Source organism: Enterococcus sp. DIV1420a, from assembly GCF_051712165.1.
GTDB lineage: Bacteria > Bacillota > Bacilli > Lactobacillales > Enterococcaceae > Enterococcus > Enterococcus faecalis.
The window spans coordinates 366824-385862 of the sequence record NZ_JBIOOI010000002.1 but is presented as its reverse complement, the minus strand read 5'-3'; the positions used below and the strand labels follow the sequence as shown (position 1 = coordinate 385862).

The following is a 19039-nucleotide window of genomic DNA, read 5'->3' as shown; positions in this document are numbered from 1 at the left end:
TAAAAATAACAGTTTGTTACATAAAGTGAACACATTCACATATCAACCGAAATAAAAAAGCTACCACTACTTTTTAAAGTTGTATCGTTAGACAAACTGACCAATTAGCAATAAGTTGTTTGGGGAACAACCTATTTTTCTATTCTTTCATAAAATATCATGTTCTCGCTTGTTTGTGGATGTTTTCCAATTATTTCTAACGAATTTCTTATTTTTATTTGTCATTTCAAGGATTTTCTGGCAGAATTATTCGTTTGAGGCGAAAAGTTTTGGTATACTTAGTTTAATTAGAATTGGGAGGTTATCTAGTGAACCATACACGTTTGCTGTGGCTGGCACAGCGAAAAAGCGATCGATTTATTCGCAAAAATTTTTCATCTATTCAAATCATCGTCGCTTACTACATATTAATGACGGTTATTTCTTATTTATTGTTTTGCCTCCCTATTTTCAGAGAACCTGACTCGCATGTTCCTTTTATTGATTTATTTTTCTTAGCAATCAGTACAGTCAGTGTTACTGGACTCACCACAGTCGATATTAATTCGGTTTTTAATGATCGTGGGATTGTCTTATTGGAGGTTCTTTTCCAAGTTGGTGGCTTAGGGATTATGATGATTTCAACGGTCTTTTTTATTTTATCAAAACGGCGAATCACATTAAAGCAACGTCAGTTAATTATGACTGACATGAATCAGCCGCGACTGAGCGGAATTGTTCGACTGATCCGCACCACTTTTTTGATTTTAATTTGGTTCCAAGTAATCTTCGGCTCGCTCTTTTCGCTTTATTTTTATATAAGTGGTTATTATACGAACTGGCGAGATGCGATATTTTATGGCTTTTATCAAGCTATTTCTGCAGTAACTAATTCAGGCTTTGATATTTCAGGTGATTCAATTATTCCTTTTGCTCATGATTATCTCTTTTTACTGGCAATTATGTTCTTAATTTTTATCGGCGGGATTGGATTTCCCGTTTTACTGGAAATTCATGAGTGGTTACATTTTAAGAAAAAGAACTTTCGCAAGAAGAAACGAGGCTTGCCTTTCCGCTTCTCATTGTTTAGTAAAATTGCTTTGCTAGCGTTTATTGTTCTGTTTATTGGCGGGACTATTTTGATTTACTTATTAGAAAAAGATCACCTATTTTTGACAATGAATGAAAGTGGCCGTTGGGTAAGTTCGATGTTTTATTCGATGACTACACGAAACGCTGGCCTCCAAATTAATGATTTAGGAGACTTCCAAATTACAACGTTGATTATTTTTTCTGTGTTAATGTTTATTGGTTGTAGTCCTAGCTCTGTTGGTGGTGGTGTCCGAACAACGACTGTTGCGATTATTGGCTTGTATTTGTTAGCCTTTTTAAAAAGTGAAGATGATATTAGCGTCTTTAGCCGTAAAATAGATGACGATGATGTCAAAAAATCGATTGTCGTCTTCATGTTATCTTTGATTATGTGCTTTTTCGCTGTCGTCTTTTTGTCAGCCACTGAAAATCTGCCCTTGATTTCAATCATTGTGGAAGTCGCTTCTGCCTTTGGGACAACCGGTCTTTCTTTGGGCATTACAGACGATTTAACAACAGTAGGTAAATTAATGATTGCCTTATTAATGTTTATTGGACGTATTGGTATGCTTTATACCTTAATGATTTTTGTACCAAAAGAAACACGTGACTTAGGCTACGAATACCCTTCAGAAAAAATTATTATTGGATAAAAAAACAAAGCCTCTCAAGTAAGAGGCTTTGTTTTTTTATTTTTTCATATGTGTGACTAGTTTGTTATAACTTTCAGAGCGTTCAATTGCATCTTCTTTAGTTTTATCAAGTAAATGTTCGACTACTTCTTGATTCTGTTTAATTGTATGCAACGCAGAGTAACGTGTTTGTTTTTCAAGGAAATCACGCATTTTGTCAAAATCTGTTTTCTTGTAGTCAATGACCATCGGATCTTTGCCTTTCTTAACTAACTCTGGATTATAGCGATAAAGTGGCCAATAGCCAGATTCAACGGCTTCTTTGGCTTGATCTAACGTCCGAACCATTCCACCTTTGACCCCGTGATTAATACATGGGGTATAACCAATGATAATTGATGGGCCTGGGTACCGCTCCGCTTCGTCAATTGCTTTAATCGTTTGCATTGAGTTTGCGCCTAAAGCCACTTGTGCAACATAGACATTCCCATAAGTGATTGCCATCATCCCTAAATCTTTTTTAGAGGTATGTTTCCCACCCGCTGAGAATTTGGCAATGGCTGAAGCTGGTGTAGCTTTAGATGTTTGTCCGCCTGTATTGGCATATACTTCGTTATCCATAACAAAAATATTAACATCTTCCCCACTAGCAAGAACATGATCAATGCCGCTAAACCCGATATCATAGGCCCAACCATCGCCGCCGACAATCCATTGACTCGTTTTCACTAATAAATCTTTTTGTTCGTAAATTTTTGTTAAAAGTGGATCTTCATCGGCTTCTTCACTTAATGCTGCCGCTAGTTTGGTTGCTCGCTGTTGTGTTCCTTCCCCTTCAGCCATGTGTTCCAACCAATCATTTAACAAGGCTTGAAGTGAATCTGATCCGACGTTTTTAGCAAGACTTTCTTCAACCAGACTAGCTAAATGTTGACGTTTCGTTCGATTGGCAATATACATACCATAACCATATTCCGCATTATCTTCAAACAGCGAATTACTCCAAGCTGGTCCTTGGCCACATTCGTTCGTTGTATAAGGCGTCACCGGTGACGAACCACCCCAAATTGATGAACAGCCTGTTGCGTTAGCAATCATCATTCGATCACCAAATAATTGCGTCAACAACTTAATATAAGGTGTTTCGCCACAGCCTTCACAAGCACCTGAAAATTCCATCAATGGCTGGTTAAATTGGGAACCTTTAACAGAAAGTTTTTTGACTGGGTTGGCTTTTTGTTTAAGAGTCATCGCAAAGGCCCAATTCATCGCTTGCTCTTTCTGAGTTTCATAAGGTTTCATTAAAATCGCCTTGTCTTTCACGGGACATGCCTGAACACAAAGACCACAACCTGTACAGTCTTCTAAAGAAACTTGGATACGATACATCAACCCATCTGTGCCACGCATTTCGCGCATGGCAAAACCTGCAGGTGCTTCTTTCAGTTCTTCTTCATCCGCTAAAAACGGTCGAATAGCCGCATGTGGACAAACAAAGGCACATTCATTACACATCGTACACTTATCCATTTGCCACTCAGGCACTTCTAACGCAATGCCACGTTTTTCATAAGCCGCAGTGCCCATAGGAATGGCACCGCCCTTCATTCCGTTTTCAATCAAATCTGAAACGGTCAGCTGATCCCCTTCTTGACGATTGATTGGTTCTAAAATATTTGTCACAAAAGCTGGAGCTTCCGACTCTTGATTTTCTGGCTCTAAAACAATGGTTGCCCAATCTTCTGGAACTACAATTTCTTGCAGCGATTCAAAGGTAGCATCAATCGCTTGGTAATTTTTTTCAACAATTTCCATTGATTTTTTTCCATAAGTCTTTTTCACTTCTTCTTTAAGTAACGGTAAATATTGCTCTTTCGTTAAAATATCTGTTACTTCAAAAAAGGCAGTAGACATCACTGTATTGATCCGACGGCCTAAGCCTACTTTGCGAGCTAACTCAACCGCATTGATAATATAAAATTTGATTTGGTGCTCCCCAATATATTTTTTTAACTTAGCCGGTAATAAACGATGAATCTTTTCTTGATCCCAAATAGTATTCAGTAAAAACGTTCCGCCATCTTTTAAACCTTTTAACAGGTCGTATTTATGCAAATAGGAAGCATTATGACAAGCGATGAAATCTGCTTGTTCAATTAAATACGTGGAAGTAATTGGCTCTTTACCAAAACGCAGATGCGAAACGGTTAAACCGCCTGATTTTTTAGAATCATAACTAAAGTAAGCTTGTGCATAAAGGTCGGTATGATCTCCGATAATTTTAATCGCTTGCTTGTTTGCTCCCACAGTTCCGTCAGAACCAAAGCCCCAAAATTTTGCTTGGAAGGTAGTATCTGGCGTTAAATCTAAAGTAGGTTCTTCTGGCAATGATTGATAAGTTACATCATCAACGATCCCCACCGTAAAGCGTTGTTTTAATTCTTTAAATGGCAATAACAAATGATCATAGATCGCTTTAATTTGATTAGGCGCTACGTCTTTAGAGCCTAACCCATAACGTCCACCAATCACAATTGGTCGATTTTCATGTTGATAAAGAGCGCTTTGAACATCTAGCAATAACGGTTCCCCTTCGGCTCCTGATTCTTTTGTTCGATCTAGAACAGCAACCTTTTCTACTGTAGCTGGTAATTTTTCAAGAAGGTTTTCGGTAGGAAATGGACGATATAAATGAATATTGATAAAACCAACTTTGCGTCCTTGTTGATTGAGATAATCGACTGTTTGTTTGATTACTGGTGAAGCCGACCCCATTGAAATAATGACTTCTGTTGCATCTTCACCCCCATAATAATCGGTTAAATCATACGTTGTTCCACGAAGATTGTTAATTTTTTTCATGTATTTTTGAACAATTTTTGGCATTTCTTCGTAATTTTTATTGACTGTTTCTCTTTGTTGAAAATGAATGTCAGGATTTTGAGCGGTCCCTGAAACAGTGGGATGATTAGGATTCATGCCTCCCATTCTAAAACGAGTTACAGCTTCCTGATTCACCATTTCTTTCAGGTCATCATAATCAATCACTTCGATTTTTTGTAGTTCATGGCTCGTTCTAAAACCATCAAAAAAGTTTACAAAAGGTAAACTACCTTCTAAGCTAGCTAAATGAGCAACTGCCGACAAATCCATCACTTCTTGAACACTTGATTCTGCTAACATACAAAAACCTGTTTGTCGGGTAGCCATCACATCGCCATGATCACCAAAAATACTCAACGCACTTGTCGTTACTGCCCGAGCCGCCACGTGGAACACAGAAGGCAGCAATTCTCCTGCGATTTTATACATATTGGGAATCATCAACAGTAAACCTTGTGAAGCAGTATAAGTAGTGGTTAACGCACCTGTTTTTAACGAACCATGAACTACTCCCGCTGCCCCAGCTTCTGATTGCATTTCAATAACTTGAACTTTTTGACCATAAATATTTTTTAAACCACTTTCCGCCCATTCATCTACCAACTCAGCCATTGTTGAACTTGGTGTGATAGGATAAATAGCGGCAACTTCTGTAAACGCATATGAAATATAAGCCGCTGCGGTGTTTCCATCCATTGTTTTTTTCATTTTTTCACCTTTTATCTTTCCTAAACATTGCTTGTGACTGTTGTTTTTTGTGTTTTGACATACTGATCAATTGCATTAGCTGCGATTTTCCCAGCGCCCATCGCTAAAATAACGGTGGCAGCACCTGTGACTATATCGCCCCCAGCAAAAACGCCAGGTATTGAGGTTGCTCCTGTTTTAGGATCAGCTTGAATGTAACCCCATTGGTTTAGTTCTATTTCTGGATATGTTGATAACAAGACTCGATTTGCCCCTTGGCCAATTGCCTCGATTACTGCATCAGCAGGAATGGTAAACGTGCTGTTTGGAATTGGTTCTGGCTGTCGTCTTCCAGACGCATCTGGTTCACCTAAAACCATTTTGACACATTCAACACCGGCTAGATTTCCTTGTTGGTCATCTAAATAAGCAATTGGATTCGTTAACCAATAATAGTTAATTCCTTCTTCAAGGGAATGGTGATATTCTTCAATTCTTGCTGGCAATTCTTCTAACGAACGACGATACACAATGTTCACATTTTCAGCGCCTAATCGTTTGGCTGAACGAGCGGCATCCATTGCAACATTCCCGCCGCCAATCACAACAACATTTTTAGCACGTTTAATCGGTGTATCATATTCTGGAAACTCATAGCTATGCATTAAATTGATTCGTGTTAAAAATTCACTAGAAGAATAAACCCCATTTAAACTAGTTCCTGGGATTCCCATAAAATTTGGTGCCCCTGCACCAACCGATAGATAACAGGCATCAAACTCTGACATTATTTCTTCCATCGTAATCGTTTTACCTACTACCACATTGGTTTCTATTGTTACACCTAAGGCTTCAATACTCGCAATTTCTTGTTTAACAATTTTTTTCGGTAATCGAAATTCAGGTATGCCATAGGTTAATACGCCACCAGCTTCATGAAGCGCTTCAAAAATAATTACTTCGTAGCCTAGCTTTGCCAAATCCCCCGCAACTGTTAACCCAGAAGGACCAGAACCGACCACTGCGATTTTCCCTTTTGTTGGTTCCGCTGTTTTCTTAGGAAACTTGTGATTTTCTAATGCCCAATCGGCAACTAAACGTTCTAATTTGCCAATTGCCACTGGTTCAAAGTTTTTGGCTTTCCCTAATTTACAAACTTGTTCACATTGTTTCTCTTGCGGACAAACGCGTCCACAAATAGCAGGTAAATTCGTATATTTACTTAAAATATCGGCTGCTTGTTCCATGTTTCCTTCACGAATAGCTAAAATAAATCCAGGAATATCAATCATCACGGGGCATTTAGCAATACAAGGTGCATTTTTACATTGTAAACAGCGAATCGCTTCTTCTTGCCCTTCTGCTAATGTATAGCCTAAGCAAACCTCTTCAAAATTATTCTTTCTGATAGTAGGTGCTTGTTCCGCAATCGGTGTTTTTATACGACTTTTTCTAGCCATTTTTCTCCACCTGCTCTTTCAAACGATCTGTAAAGCAAACTGCTTCTTCTTCCTGATATTGCTTCATTCGATTAATGAATTCATCCCAATTTACTTCATTGCCTTTAAACTCAGGTCCATCAACACAGGCAAATTTCATGGTGCCATCAACAGTGACCCGACAACCGCCACACATGCCTGTTCCGTCAATCATAATAGGATTCAAGGAAACATAAATTGGTAATTGATGTTTTTCAGCTGTCAAGGTACAAAATTTCATCATGATGCTGGGCCCAATCGCCCAACTGCACGCTACAGATTCACGTGCAATAACTTCTTCCATCGCTTCTGTTACTAAGCCCTTTTTACCTAATGAACCATCATCCGTTGTAATGATTAGCTCATCTGAATAACGACGGCATTCTTCTTGTAACAGAACTAACTCAGCTGTTCGTGCTCCCAAAATCGTAATCACTCGGTTGCCTGCTTCTTTTAAAGCCTTGATAATTGGATAAATAGCCGCGATACCAACCCCGCCACCGACAACCATCACCGTTCCATATTGCTTCACTTCTATGGGCATACCTAAAGGTCCAGTGATATCCAACAAAGAGTCTGAAGTTTTAAGTTGGGAAAGTGCAGCTGTTGTCTTACCGATTACTTGGAAAATAATTCGAATACTGCCTGCTTGTGGATTTGTCTCCGCAATCGTTAAGGGGATCCGTTCTCCCTTTTCGTCAATTCTTAAAATAACAAACTGTCCAGCCTGAGCATGTGTCGCTATTCTTGGCGCTTCCAGCCAAAAATCAAATGTATTACTAGATAATTGAGTCGATTGAAGAATATTAAACATTGAAATACCTACCTTCATCGTTCCTTTTCATTCTGACTCCTACTTTCTTAAACCCTTAGGCAACGCTATCAGATAAAGTTGTGGCGACACTTTTAACAAATGTTTTTAGCATTTCGATGTCTTCTTCTTCTGCATTGTTTTCAATTTCAACTGTTTCAGCTACTTTTTTAGCACCAGCTTTTTCAAAAGCTCCTACAAAATCATGCGCTGATTTACAGAAAAATTCACCATATTCACGATCACCGGAGCCAACAACACCAAATGGCTTACCTGCTAAATCCTTCTCAGTTAATTCATCAAAGAAATCTTCAAATTCAAAAGGCAGTTCCCCATCACCATAAGTATACGTTGAGATAATACAAGCATCTGCATCATCAAAGAAGTCTACATCAACTTCTGAACATTCTTCACGTTCTACTTCAACTCCAGCTTCTTGAAACTGTTTTTCCAAAATCTCGGAAATTTCTTCTGTGTTTCCAGTCATACTTGCATAAACAATTTTTACTAGTGCCATCTTCATTCATTTCCTTTCTTTTTTCCTAAATATTTCAATGCATTCAAATGCAATTGTAACCCCTTACATTAATTCCTAAAAAAATAACTTTTACAAATGATTTTATTCACAAACTAATCTAACTAAGTATGTACTCTTCCCCTTTCGAGATAGAGTATTTTTTACTACGTCTTTACTATACCACATTCCAAACCTTTTTAACAATATTTTTAAGGTAAAAAAAATATTATTTAGGTTCTTTTTTATAAAACGTTTTTCCTTCTTCCAATCATAAAAATTGCTTCTAAAACCGCTCCCCCTAATGCACGAGCTTTGTCGGAGATCGTCAAGCAATCGACTTTCTCAACTGGTCGAGGATCTACATCTGCACACTTCAACCCTTGATAACATGTTACCTTTTCTGAAATCAATCCTCTCAAAGTCCCTGTCAGAGGCGAATAAACTGGAACCTGATCGATTAAAAATAATGCTTCCCCTTTCAACACGAGATCCCCTATGTTTTTAAGGTGGGTAACTTGTCCTGAAGCAGGGGCATGGACAACTCGTTCCGCACTTTTTCCGCCAATTTCACCTGGAATACCTGTATTAGGTAAAGCTGTTCCTTCAAAGTATAAACGTCCCAACCTATGGCCACGCATTGTCTCAATCACAACATCGACATCTTGCGGTGCTGAAAAGCCTGGTCCTAAAGCAATCGTAATCGGTGCCATTCCTCGATGCGTACCTAAATTTTTCTTAGCCAAAATCGCATCGATAACAATCAGTGGTTTCAATTGTTGAATAGCACTTGCTGTTTGATCGACAAAAACAGGCAGCTTATTTTGCTGCCAACATTTCGCGCAATCCTTTAATGAAGTAATTCGAACAGCAACCAAATCTTCCACTCTTTGTTCTTTCTGAAAAATAGCATCACAAACTGAAACAGTCCGCCGAATGGCCAGAGGACATTCTGTTTCTAATACTAGTATTTTAAAGCCAACGTGCCATAATTTTTGGATAACACCTGTCGCTAGATCGCCCCCTCCGCGAACAATCACTAATTTTTCTTGGATGTTTTGACTGATTTCTCCCATAAAATAAGTCCTTTCTCTAATTCCATATTGCAAGCAATAATCTTGTCTAATTTTTCAAAACAGCTTTTGGGTAATTGAAGACAGACATTCATCGCTTGAACGAACTCTCTTCGCGTATGGGTTTGATTTAAACATAAAATTCGTTGGCCTTGGCTCTCTTTAAACAATCCTTTTGGATGATCAATCAGTTGAGCTAACAATGTTTCTGTGATTGGTTCTTGTAGTTGCGCATCGGTTAATTCCAAAAAAAGCGGCAACCGATGAATGGTCGTTTCATCTATCTTTTGACCAATCACAGAAATCGGAAGCACACCAATTGTGGTGGTTGTTTCTTTTAATATCACGGGTTCATAAGAGGACCAGCCTTTCAAAGGTCGTTGTTTGGACCCATCCGCTTCTAAAAAAACTTTCGTGAAGTGCTGAAACAATGTTTGAAACGAGGTCATTGCAGGCATCGTTAGTTTTGTTTGGTTGTTGATAGCGGTTCCTGCTAAAGTGATTCCGCAGATATTCGGCGTTATTTTTTCAAAATGGTTTGTATAAAAATAATCATACAATTGACGTTGGGGAAACCCAATTTTTGTGGTTGTACTAACCAGAACAGCTTCTTTTCGATATGTTTTTGCTAGCGCCCACATTAAGCTTGTTTTCCCACCACTACCAACAATTGACACAATCTCCTTTCCTTGTAAATCAAAACACTTTTTTAAGGACTCCACAGTTGGTACCTCCTTTCCCCAAGGTCATTTTTCACAGAAAAAATAGAGGCTACGCGTACTTTTGCTTCTTCTAAAAAACATACACTGTGAGTTATTTCCGCTTCATTAATGAGTAAACCGATCCCACAGCCATCCGTCAATGATGGTGGCAAAGTAAAGACGCGAACAGCCACCTTTCTTGCCAACAGTACTTGTTCTGCCAGAACAGCATAATGTGTATTCGGAAAGGTTAGCAAATACTCCATCTTTTCACCTTCTTTTTTTGTTAAAGCGTAATTACTTTAGCCGCTTGATTCATTGTTTCAACAATTTCGTACATATTAGTAATAGAGCCGATAGCTAAGGTGTCTGTTAAATGATAAAAATCTAAACAGGCCCCACACGTTTGAATCGTGGTTCCCTTCTCCGCTAATTGTTGCAAATCAGCTAAGGTATTCGCTGCTTGATTCGTTAAAAACGCCCCTCGATTAAAGAATAATAGCTGTGTAGGAACAGTTTCTGCTTCTGATAATGATTGAAGATAACTTTTCATTAATAGTCGTCCTAGCTGCTCGTCTCCAGTACCTAATTGATCGGAGCCAATCGTAATTACTAAATCTGTTGCTGACTGACTTGTTTGTTGAGTCGCTTCTTCAGGTACCGTAATTTTGACAGAGAAAACCGTGGCTTCTATCTGCTTCGCAGTCAAAGTGGCCTGTTTTTTAGTAGCTAATTTTTTTAAATTTTCAATGGCTACTTCGTTATCGACTAATACCTCGATAGTGCCTCCAGCTAAACCTAACTCCGCCAAAGCTTTTTTTGTTTCAATCACAGGTATTGGGCAAGGTTTCCCCAATGCATCTACTAATTTCATATTTGGCCCTTCTCTCTATAAAAGTACTACTGCTTGTTGTTCTTTTGGCAGAACCTCGCCAATAATTTTGGCAACAGGGTCCTCTTTTTGAATAGCTGCTAAACAGGCTGCCGCTTCGTCAGCAGCGACACTAATTAACAGTCCGCCAGAAGTTTGTGGATCAAACAAAAGTTCTTGCATTTCCATAGAAATTTTTGAATAATCGATTGTCGTTCCGATTGTTTGGCGGTTTCTTTGCCCAGCTGCAGTGACTAAACATTCTGCGGCGTAGGCCAACGCTCCTGTAATGGTTGGTAATGCTTCTGTATCAATCAGTAATGTTACCTGATTATCAGCCATTTCTTTTGCATGAATTAATAGACCAAACCCAGTCACGTCAGTACAAGCATGTACTGCGTAGGATCGAGCATTCGCAGCGGCATATTTATTTAAACGTTCCATCGAATCTTGTGCGATTTTTTGTTCCGTCTGCTTCGCCAATTGCCCCCGAACAGCCGCTTGAATAATTCCTACACCTAATGCTTTAGTTAAAATCAAGACATCCCCCACCTGTGGCGTATTATTATGCCACAAATTTTCTGGATGAACTTCTCCGGTTACCGCTAGACCATACTTGGGTTCATGGTCATAAATCGAATGGCCTCCCGCCAGTAAAGCACCCGCTTCCTTTAATTTTAAGCTGCCACCCAAGAGCATTTGTTCCAACCATTCTTTTGACATCTTTTGTGGAAAACAAACAAGATTTAGCGCATAAAGGACTGTTCCGCCCATGGCATAGACATCACTTAAAGCATTAGCGACCGCAATTTTTCCAAATGATAACGGATCATTGACCATTGGTGAAAAAAAATCTACCGTTGAAATCAAAGCTTTTTCAGACGTTATTTGGTAAACAGCGGCGTCGTCGGCATGTTCAAATCCGACGAGTAGCCGCTCATTTGCCGGTGTTTCGGGTAAGTGTTGCAACAATTGGTTCAGTACACGGGATTCAATTTTTGCCCCACAGCCACCTGATGTACATTGTGATAAAAAATCCATGCTGTCCGCTCCTTCTCAAATTAGTAGTTCTTGTAAAGCGTGAATTGTCCAAGTAATTTCTTCAGGCGTTGTCTGCCAACCAAAGCTAAAACGTAAGGTGCCAGTTGCTAAAGTCCCAGCTGTTTGATGGGCTAATGGTGCACAATGCAAACCTGCGCGCGTCATAATGCCATATTGTTCTGCTAGTTGCTGTGCCACTATTGTTTCTTCCTGATTCCACAGTGTGATAGAAACAACAGGGACAGTTTGTGCCACGTCCTTGGTTCCTAAAATTGTGACAGGTAACCCTGATAAACCATTTAAAAAATTCTGCATTAAGGTTCGTTCATGCTTTTGAATCGCTGCTAAACCAATTTTATTCAACTCTTTAATAGAACTATTTAAGCTTAGAATACCTAAACTGTTTAACGTACCAGCTTCAAATTTATCTGGTAAAAAAGAGGGTTGATCAAAGGAATTAGAATGGCTACCAGTGCCGCCCGCCATCAGTGGTTTGACCGCTTCAGCCCCTCGCTCACTAAAAGCTAACCCACCAATACCTGCTAATCCATATAAGCTTTTATGTCCAGTAAAGGCTAACACATCAATGGCCATCTGGGTCATTTTTATTGGTAGAAAGCCCGCCGTTTGAGCCGCATCCAAAACGGTTAATAATCCTTTCTGTTGGGTCCATTGAAAACATTTTTCAATGGGTAAAATGGTGCCTAAGACATTGGATGCGTGTGTCATTACCAAGGCTTTTGTATTCGTTCGCCAAGCTCGCTGAATATCTTCTACATCTAACAGGCCAGTTTTTTGACAAGCAACATACGTCACTGAAATGCCTCGTTCTTTCTCAAGTAAGTGAAGAGGTCTGGCTACTGCATGATGTTCTAACATAGTCGTAATCACATGGTCGCCAGGTTGTAAAATCCCTGCTAATGCAAGATTTAAGGAAGTTGTTGCGTTATTCGTAAACGTAATCTGAGCCGCACTGGGTGCCTGAAAAAAGTCTGCTAACAATTGACGTGTCTCTAAAAGAGGAAGCCCCTCTCTAAGCAAAGGGGCATTTCTTCCGTAATTCATGAACTGATTTTCTGCTAAATAGGCAGTCAAAGCCTCAATGGTTGCTGGAAATTTTTTATAGGAAGTCGCTGCATAATTTAAATAAACCAAATCCTTCATACGATTTTCCTCTCTAACTATTGGTTTCTTGAATTAATTTTCTGTACTCTTCTGGCGTATCGATATCTTTTAAACGGCCAGGAGTCGCTATTCTCAGCATCTGAACTGCTTCTGGAAAGCGTTCATAAATCATGCGTCCGCCTTTTTCACCAGTCAATGTTAATAGTTCTTGTCGAAATTGATTACCGAATAATACTGGACTACTAGGACAGCCATCTTTTTGTAATGGCACTACAATTTTATTTCTCTGACATTTATCTAACACGGGTTGTAGCATTTTAGGTGTTAACAATGGTTGATCACTAGGCAAGTATAAATAGCCAGCTCCCCGAGCTTGTTCGGTTCCTAAACGAATACTGCTACTTTGCCCTTCTTGCCATTGATGATTGAGAATCAACTGAATGTTCTTAGGTAAAGGAAACGCTGGCTGATTCTCAGGCGAAACAACTAAAATCCGTTCTAATACGTCTAATTGATTCACTAAGGTTAACGTGTGCTCTAAAAATGTTTTTCCTTGATATTTTAAGAACAATTTATTTTGGCCCATCCGTTGTGAATTGCCCGATGCTAGAATAATGACACTAACGAGTGACATGAGTTGTCTCCTTTTATCTTTTTTTCTTTTGATAAGGGGTATTTTCTAAAGGCAGACTTGGTCGGAGCTGACCATCCAAGGCAAAATATGCGCCTGCTAAAGCTGGTGCGGTAGGGATCGTTGCTAACTCACCTACGCCTTTAATTCCATAAGCTAAACCTTCGTGAAGATTGTCAGCATGAACCAAAATTGTTTCGATTGGTGGTACTTGAGTGGCGTTCACTAATCCTAGCGTTGCATATTTTGCTTTAACATAGCCTTCTTCTAAGGCAAATTTTTCAGTTAAAGCATACCCCATGCCCATCGCAATCCCACCTTCAATTTGACCTTCAGCAGCTCGTGGATTCACCACTTGCCCCATATCATACGCAGCCACAAATTTAGCTACTTTTCCTTTGTCATCTAGAATAGCTACTTCAGCAGCATAACCATAGCCAGCATGACTAACTGGACTTTTTTTATCATTAATTAATGGATCCGTTTTCGCTGAATATTCCCCATAAAATTCTTCGCCTTCCAAATCGCTTAAAGCACGTCCCATATCAAGCTCATACCGTAATTGCATTGCCGCTCTTCTAGTTGCTTCTCCTGTGAAGAGTGACTGCCTCGAAGCCGTTGTCGTTCCTGAATTCGGTGTTCTTCTTGTATCAGGGGCTTCCGCAACAATCATTTCTGGTGGTAAATTTAATGTTTCACAGGCAATTTGCGTCGTAACGGTTGCCATCCCTTGACCGATACAAGCAGCACTTGTGCGGACATGTATTTTTCCTTCTTCAACAGAAATAATACAACGCCCTGTATCAGGTAGCCCCACACCCACGCCACTATTTTTAAAGAAACTAGAAATTCCAGCAACTTCCGCTTGTTCATAGACGTCTTTAACCGCTAACAAGGCTTCTTTTAACGCCGCATTTTTCGAGACCAATTGTCCATTCGGTAAAGTATCTCCTGGGGCGACGGCATTTTTAAAGCGTATTTCCCATGGTGATAGTCCGACTTTTTCTGCTAACAAGTTTAAATTACTTTCAATTGCAAAAGCCGTTTGGCAAACACCAAATCCGCGAAATGCACCTGCTGGCGGATTATTAGTATATACAGCAAACCCTTCCACATCAATCGTTTGATACTTGTAGGGACCTGCCGCATGTGTACAAGCCCGTTGCAATACCGGTCCTCCTAAAGAAGCATAGGCCCCAGTATCCGCATAAATCACTGCTTTCATTGCAGTTAAATTGCCTTCTTCATCACAGCCGGTCGTAAAGTCCATTTCCATGCCATGGCGTTTGGGATGAACCATCAAACTTTCTTCACGGCTTAGCAGTACTTTTACTGGTTTCTTCAATAACCAAGCGGCTAAGGATGCATGATGCTGAACACTCATGTCTTCTTTTCCACCAAAACCGCCACCAACAAGTTTTGATTGAACATGAATTTTTTCCTTGTCCAGTCCTAACATCCGAGCCACTTCCCGTTGTTCATCATAGATACTTTGACCCGCACTAAAGAGTAAAATGCCCTCACCTTCAGGCTGTGCAATCGCACACTCGGGTTCCATAAAGGCATGTTCGTTAATTGGTACGGAATAATGTTCTGTCACTACAAACGCAGAATTTGCTAATACTTCCTCTGCATTGCCACGTACCAAGTGTTCATGAGACAAGATATTGCCCTTTTCATGAATAGCTGGTGCACCTTCTGCTAAAGCAGCTTCACAAGAAGTAAGCGGTATCATTTCTTCGTAATCAACTTCCACTAAATTTTTTATCTCTGGTAAGGTTTCTTTTCTTTTTGAAACAACGAGTGCCACTGCATCCCCAACATACCGTGTTATTTCTCCTTCTGGAATCATTACATCCCAATCGGAAATAAATTCTAAATGACCAATTTTATTATTTCCTGGAACGTCTTTAGCTGTGAACACAGCCACACAGTCAGGATGCGCCAATGCTTGGGTACTATCGATTGATAGAACTTTTGCGCGAGGATAGGCACTCCGCAAAGCAGATGCATGAAGCATTCCTTCTATGTTAATGTCATCTACATAAATCCCTGTGCCTAAGGTTTTCTCCACTGCATCGACCCGTTGGAAGTCTTCCCCTAATTTACCATTTGAATGTTCTTCTGGAATGCTCGTTTCTTCACAAAACATTTTAGCAGCTAACTGAATGGCTTCTATTATTTTCACATATCCTGTACAACGACAAATGTTTCCTCGTAAAGCTTTCTGAATGTCTTCTTTTGTGGGTTCGGGTTTCTTGTTCAATAATCCTTGTGCCGAAATAACCATCCCAGGGATGCAATACCCGCACTGAACTGCACCCGTTTTTGCAAACGCATAAGCATAGACATCTTTTTGCCGTTGGCTTAAACCTTCGATTGTCGTGACTTCTTTGCCAGCTAATTTTTCCAGAGTAAACAAACACGCTTTGGAAGCCTTTCCATTTACTAGCACCGTACATGCGCCGCAAGAGCCTTGGTTACAGCCATCCTTTGTTCCAGTTAGGCCCAGATCCTCCCGCAAAAAGTCCATTAATTTTTTGTTTGTTTCACAGGTTTCACTTTGACCATTTACAATAATTGAATACATTTCTTGCACCTCGATTTCTGATATAGTTTAGTGTTCAATCACCTAGATTATACCACAAATCTTCGTTCTAAAAATTATTTTTTAGCAAAAAAAGTTTTTTATTTAACTTAAAGGTCCTCATTATTGATAGCGCTGTTGAATTAATTCTCCCGCGATGCTAATCGCTAACTCTTCTGGTGTTTCGGCTGCAATGTCTAAGCCAATTGGCATGAAAATTCTTTCAATTTCATTCATTGTATAACCGACCTCTTTTAACCGTCGAACTTGTGAAGCAATTTTGTGTTTGCTCCCCATCACACCAATATATTTGGCTGGTGTTTCCAATAACTGTTTGGCAACGATGAAATCAAAATTGTGTCCTCTGGTAATTACTATACCATAATCGTCCGCCGTTATTTCAATAAACGCAGCTAAATTTTCTAAAGGAATCACCCGTAGTTCCTCAGCTTGTGGAAAAGCTTGTGCCGTCAAAAATTCTGGACGATCGTCCACTACAACGCAATAAAACGATAAATAGTTTAAAATAGGTACCAATGCGCGTGCGACATGTCCACTTCCAAAAATATATACTTTCCCTACTTGGAGGATTGCTTCTGTTAAAAAAGTTGTTTCCTCTTTTTGCACACAATGGATACCTTTAGGTAGCAAACTTAATTCCCCCTCCCAAGAAGTGGAACCAATCAATTCGCCTGTTTCACTATAAAAGGATACTTTTCCTAAATTGTTTTGATCTAGTTCAGTCATTAACCAACCTTGTTGGTTATTTTGAAAATGCGTTTCTATGGACTCACACAACTCTTTTAAAAATGGCGTTTCCCATGAAAGATAATGGAAAAAAATCGTGACATTCCCGCCACAGACCATGCCTAAATCAGCAATATTATTCGGGGCTAAAATAAATTGACGTTGTGCATTTTCTTTCTCAATAAGTAGCTTTTTTGCCACTTGTTCAGCCTGAAATTCAACCGCCCCACCACCAACAGTTCCGGCTATTCTACCTTCGGCGGAAACCAGCATTCTAGCCCCTTGACTTCGTGGTGTAGATCCTGAACTTGTACCAATCGTTAATAACATCGTGTCTTGCTTTTCCAATATTGCCTGTTTCAAACGCTGAAATACTTCTCTCATTTCAGTTCCTCCGATACTACATCCTGTTCTTTAAATATTTCTTCAAAGCATACCTCTACCTGTTGATACACTTTTTTCTCAAATAAAAGATATTGATCAATCAACTCTTTTCCTTGATCCGTAACAATTGACCCGCCACCATTACAACCACCAACACTTTTGATAATTAATGGAAAAGATAGCTCTTCTTCAGCTACCCGCACAATCCGCCATGCCTTATTATAAGACATTTTCATCTCTTTTGCCGCTAAGTTTAGTGAACCAGTTTGCTGAATTTTTTGTAAAACTTCGACAACGCCAGGACCAAAAAAGTTCCGATCTGTTTTTAATTTTAAGTTCAAGGAATACGTAAACATCTTCTCCTCCTTTATTCGTTCATTTTTTTATAGATAACGTAAGGGAAAAAGGATACGAAAGCTTACTCACTTTCGTATCAAAAAAAGCAATCTTCACTCAAGTGCTACGCGCTTTTTTGGTTTTAAAATGACATTTAAAAGGACTGCTACCAAAGTGGTTAAGATAACTTCCGAATTACCGAAAATCGTTGTTACCCAAGTTGGAAAACCAGCTAAGCTTCCAGTAGACAATGTGACACCAATTCCAAATGCTAGAGCTGTTCCGACAACCCCAGTATTTCGAGGAGTCATTTCCTGCGAAGCAATCATCCGAATACCTGTCATAGAAATAGAAGCAAAAACTGAAATCGTTGCGCCACCAATTACCGCGTAAGGAATCGTAGTTAATAATGCAGCTACTTTCGGAACAAAACCAGCAATTAATAATATAACTGAAGCGAAAACCAGAACATATTTATTAATCACTTTTGTTACCGTAACCAGACCAACATTTTGTCCAAAAGTTGCCACTGGGATTGATCCAAATAAACTGCCAATAAAGTTAGTGAAACCACTCCCCATAATTCCGCCAGATAATTCTTCATCCGTTGCATCCCGATCCATTGCCCCAACCGTTGTTGCTGTAAATTGACCGATGGCTTGAACAGCATCAACAATAAACATCACCACAAGAGTAAAGATTGGTACCAATTGAAAATCCAGTCCAAAGTGAAACGGGGTAATTACCTGAACGATTTTAGCATTTTGAACTGGCTCAAAACTAACCATCCCTAAAGCTAAAGAAATCAAATAGCCAATAACCATTCCGTTTAAAATTGCTGATAACTTCAAAAATCCTTTTGCAAAATAATTGAAGTAAAAGACAATCGCAAAGGTTAATAATGCAACTAACCAATTCCGGGCTGAACCAAAATCAGCACTACCAGCTCCTCCTGCCATATACTTAATCGCAACTGGAAACAGGGATAGTCCAATACTTAAAATAACCGTTCCCGTTACTAAAGGCGGAAACAACACACGGATTTTTTTAATGAACAAACCAACAATAATAACAAGAATACTGCCAACTAATTGGGAACCAAAAATTGCTGCAATCCCAAAATCAGCTCCGATGGCCATCAAAATCGGTACATACGCAAAACTTGCCCCCATCATAACTGGTAACCGTGAACCCACTTTTCCAAAAATAGGGAAAAGTTGAATTAACGTTGCAACTGCTGAAAAAATCAATGATGTTTGAATCAAAATAGTCGTATCACTAGGACTTAATTGGCAAACTTTGGCAATCATGATTCCCGGTGTGACAATCCCTACTACTGCTGCGACAACGTGTTGCAATCCCATCGGAATTGCTTCAGAAATTGATAGTTTCGCATCATATTCAAATAATGCTTGCTCTTTTTTTTCATTCATAGGATCGTTTCCTTCTTCTTTTTATTCTAAAAGG

Annotated in this window: 16 protein-coding genes; 1 reads left to right on the top strand and 15 read right to left on the bottom strand. The window is 39.4% G+C overall.

The window, feature by feature from the left end:
* Positions 1-308: 308 nt before the first annotated feature.
* Complete coding sequence (locus IGI80_RS13220; protein ID WP_002385738.1) at positions 309-1724, top strand: Ktr system potassium uptake protein D; 1416 nt, start codon at positions 309-311, stop codon at positions 1722-1724.
* Positions 1725-1760: 36 nt separating this feature from the next.
* Here IGI80_RS13220 and nifJ read toward each other — a convergent pair whose 3' ends face one another.
* From nifJ to IGI80_RS13145, 15 genes are all read right to left on the bottom strand, one after another.
* Positions 1761-5294, bottom strand: a complete 3534-nt coding sequence (gene nifJ, locus IGI80_RS13215) for a pyruvate:ferredoxin (flavodoxin) oxidoreductase (RefSeq protein ID WP_438723834.1) — start codon at positions 5292-5294, stop codon at positions 1761-1763.
* 20 nt (positions 5295-5314) lie between these two features.
* The gene (gene gltA, locus IGI80_RS13210; RefSeq protein WP_438723832.1) at positions 5315-6733 is read right to left on the bottom strand and encodes an NADPH-dependent glutamate synthase; all 1419 of its coding nucleotides are present in this window, start codon (positions 6731-6733) and stop codon (positions 5315-5317) included.
* Entirely contained in the window at positions 6726-7583 is an 858-nt protein-coding gene (locus IGI80_RS13205; protein ID WP_438723830.1) for a sulfide/dihydroorotate dehydrogenase-like FAD/NAD-binding protein, read from the bottom strand. Before IGI80_RS13205 ends, gltA begins: the two co-directional genes overlap by 8 nt.
* Before the next feature lie 37 nt (positions 7584-7620).
* On the bottom strand, positions 7621-8085 hold the full coding sequence (locus IGI80_RS13200) for a flavodoxin (protein ID WP_438723828.1): 465 nt from the start codon (positions 8083-8085) through the stop codon (positions 7621-7623).
* A 236-nt stretch (positions 8086-8321) separates the two neighbouring features.
* Positions 8322-9152 carry a selenium-dependent molybdenum cofactor biosynthesis protein YqeB gene (yqeB, locus tag IGI80_RS13195; RefSeq protein WP_002356611.1) on the bottom strand — a complete coding sequence of 277 codons (831 nt, stop codon included), beginning with the start codon at positions 9150-9152 and terminating at the stop codon, positions 8322-8324.
* Positions 9116-9871 (bottom strand): selenium cofactor biosynthesis protein YqeC, encoded by a 756-nt coding sequence (yqeC, locus tag IGI80_RS13190; protein WP_002359659.1) that lies wholly within the window; start codon positions 9869-9871, stop codon positions 9116-9118. The genes yqeB and yqeC overlap by 37 nt, the downstream gene beginning before the upstream one ends.
* Positions 9859-10116 (bottom strand): DUF3343 domain-containing protein, encoded by a 258-nt coding sequence (locus tag IGI80_RS13185; protein ID WP_002356603.1) that lies wholly within the window; start codon positions 10114-10116, stop codon positions 9859-9861. Before IGI80_RS13185 ends, yqeC begins: the two co-directional genes overlap by 13 nt.
* A gap of 20 nt (positions 10117-10136) precedes the next feature.
* Complete coding sequence (gene yedF / locus IGI80_RS13180; protein WP_002356602.1) at positions 10137-10724, bottom strand: sulfurtransferase-like selenium metabolism protein YedF; 588 nt, start codon at positions 10722-10724, stop codon at positions 10137-10139.
* Between the two features lie 15 nt (positions 10725-10739).
* Positions 10740-11762 (bottom strand): selenide, water dikinase SelD, encoded by a 1023-nt coding sequence (gene selD / locus IGI80_RS13175; RefSeq protein ID WP_002359657.1) that lies wholly within the window; start codon positions 11760-11762, stop codon positions 10740-10742.
* 15 nt (positions 11763-11777) lie between these two features.
* Positions 11778-12926 carry a selenocysteine lyase SclA gene (gene sclA / locus IGI80_RS13170; RefSeq protein WP_438723826.1) on the bottom strand — a complete coding sequence of 383 codons (1149 nt, stop codon included), beginning with the start codon at positions 12924-12926 and terminating at the stop codon, positions 11778-11780.
* Positions 12927-12939: 13 nt separating this feature from the next.
* Positions 12940-13521 carry a molybdenum cofactor cytidylyltransferase gene (gene mocA, locus IGI80_RS13165; protein WP_002356598.1) on the bottom strand — a complete coding sequence of 194 codons (582 nt, stop codon included), beginning with the start codon at positions 13519-13521 and terminating at the stop codon, positions 12940-12942.
* A 13-nt stretch (positions 13522-13534) separates the two neighbouring features.
* Positions 13535-16108 carry a selenium-dependent xanthine dehydrogenase gene (xdh, locus tag IGI80_RS13160; RefSeq protein WP_002374261.1) on the bottom strand — a complete coding sequence of 858 codons (2574 nt, stop codon included), beginning with the start codon at positions 16106-16108 and terminating at the stop codon, positions 13535-13537.
* Positions 16109-16228: 120 nt separating this feature from the next.
* Complete coding sequence (locus IGI80_RS13155) at positions 16229-17236, bottom strand: XdhC family protein (RefSeq protein ID WP_010707244.1); 1008 nt, start codon at positions 17234-17236, stop codon at positions 16229-16231.
* Complete coding sequence (locus IGI80_RS13150; RefSeq protein ID WP_202577310.1) at positions 17233-17592, bottom strand: LysR family transcriptional regulator; 360 nt, start codon at positions 17590-17592, stop codon at positions 17233-17235. The genes IGI80_RS13155 and IGI80_RS13150 overlap by 4 nt, the downstream gene beginning before the upstream one ends.
* A gap of 93 nt (positions 17593-17685) precedes the next feature.
* Positions 17686-19005: a nucleobase:cation symporter-2 family protein gene (locus IGI80_RS13145; RefSeq protein WP_002356594.1), complete on the bottom strand. Its 1320-nt coding sequence runs from the start codon at positions 19003-19005 to the stop codon at positions 17686-17688.
* Positions 19006-19039 lie beyond the last annotated feature (34 nt).

Excerpts from the sequence above, each read along its gene's own strand:
- IGI80_RS13150 (WP_202577310.1), bottom strand. The coding sequence starts at position 17,592 with ATGTTTACGTATTCCTTGAACTTAAAATTAAAAACAGATCGGAACTTT.
- IGI80_RS13200 (WP_438723828.1), bottom strand. The coding sequence starts at position 8,085 with ATGAAGATGGCACTAGTAAAAATTGTTTATGCAAGTATGACTGGAAAC.
- nifJ (WP_438723834.1), bottom strand. The coding sequence starts at position 5,294 with ATGAAAAAAACAATGGATGGAAACACCGCAGCGGCTTATATTTCATAT.
- mocA (WP_002356598.1), bottom strand. The coding sequence starts at position 13,521 with ATGTCACTCGTTAGTGTCATTATTCTAGCATCGGGCAATTCACAACGG.
- xdh (WP_002374261.1), bottom strand. The coding sequence starts at position 16,108 with ATGTATTCAATTATTGTAAATGGTCAAAGTGAAACCTGTGAAACAAAC.
- gltA (WP_438723832.1), bottom strand. The coding sequence starts at position 6,733 with ATGGCTAGAAAAAGTCGTATAAAAACACCGATTGCGGAACAAGCACCT.
- IGI80_RS13185 (WP_002356603.1), bottom strand. The coding sequence starts at position 10,116 with ATGGAGTATTTGCTAACCTTTCCGAATACACATTATGCTGTTCTGGCA.
- yedF (WP_002356602.1), bottom strand. The coding sequence starts at position 10,724 with ATGAAATTAGTAGATGCATTGGGGAAACCTTGCCCAATACCTGTGATT.
- IGI80_RS13155 (WP_010707244.1), bottom strand. The coding sequence starts at position 17,236 with ATGAGAGAAGTATTTCAGCGTTTGAAACAGGCAATATTGGAAAAGCAA.
- selD (WP_002359657.1), bottom strand. The coding sequence starts at position 11,762 with ATGGATTTTTTATCACAATGTACATCAGGTGGCTGTGGGGCAAAAATT.
- IGI80_RS13205 (WP_438723830.1), bottom strand. The coding sequence starts at position 7,583 with ATGAAGGTAGGTATTTCAATGTTTAATATTCTTCAATCGACTCAATTA.
- IGI80_RS13145 (WP_002356594.1), bottom strand. The coding sequence starts at position 19,005 with ATGAATGAAAAAAAAGAGCAAGCATTATTTGAATATGATGCGAAACTA.
- yqeB (WP_002356611.1), bottom strand. The coding sequence starts at position 9,152 with ATGGGAGAAATCAGTCAAAACATCCAAGAAAAATTAGTGATTGTTCGC.
- sclA (WP_438723826.1), bottom strand. The coding sequence starts at position 12,926 with ATGAAGGATTTGGTTTATTTAAATTATGCAGCGACTTCCTATAAAAAA.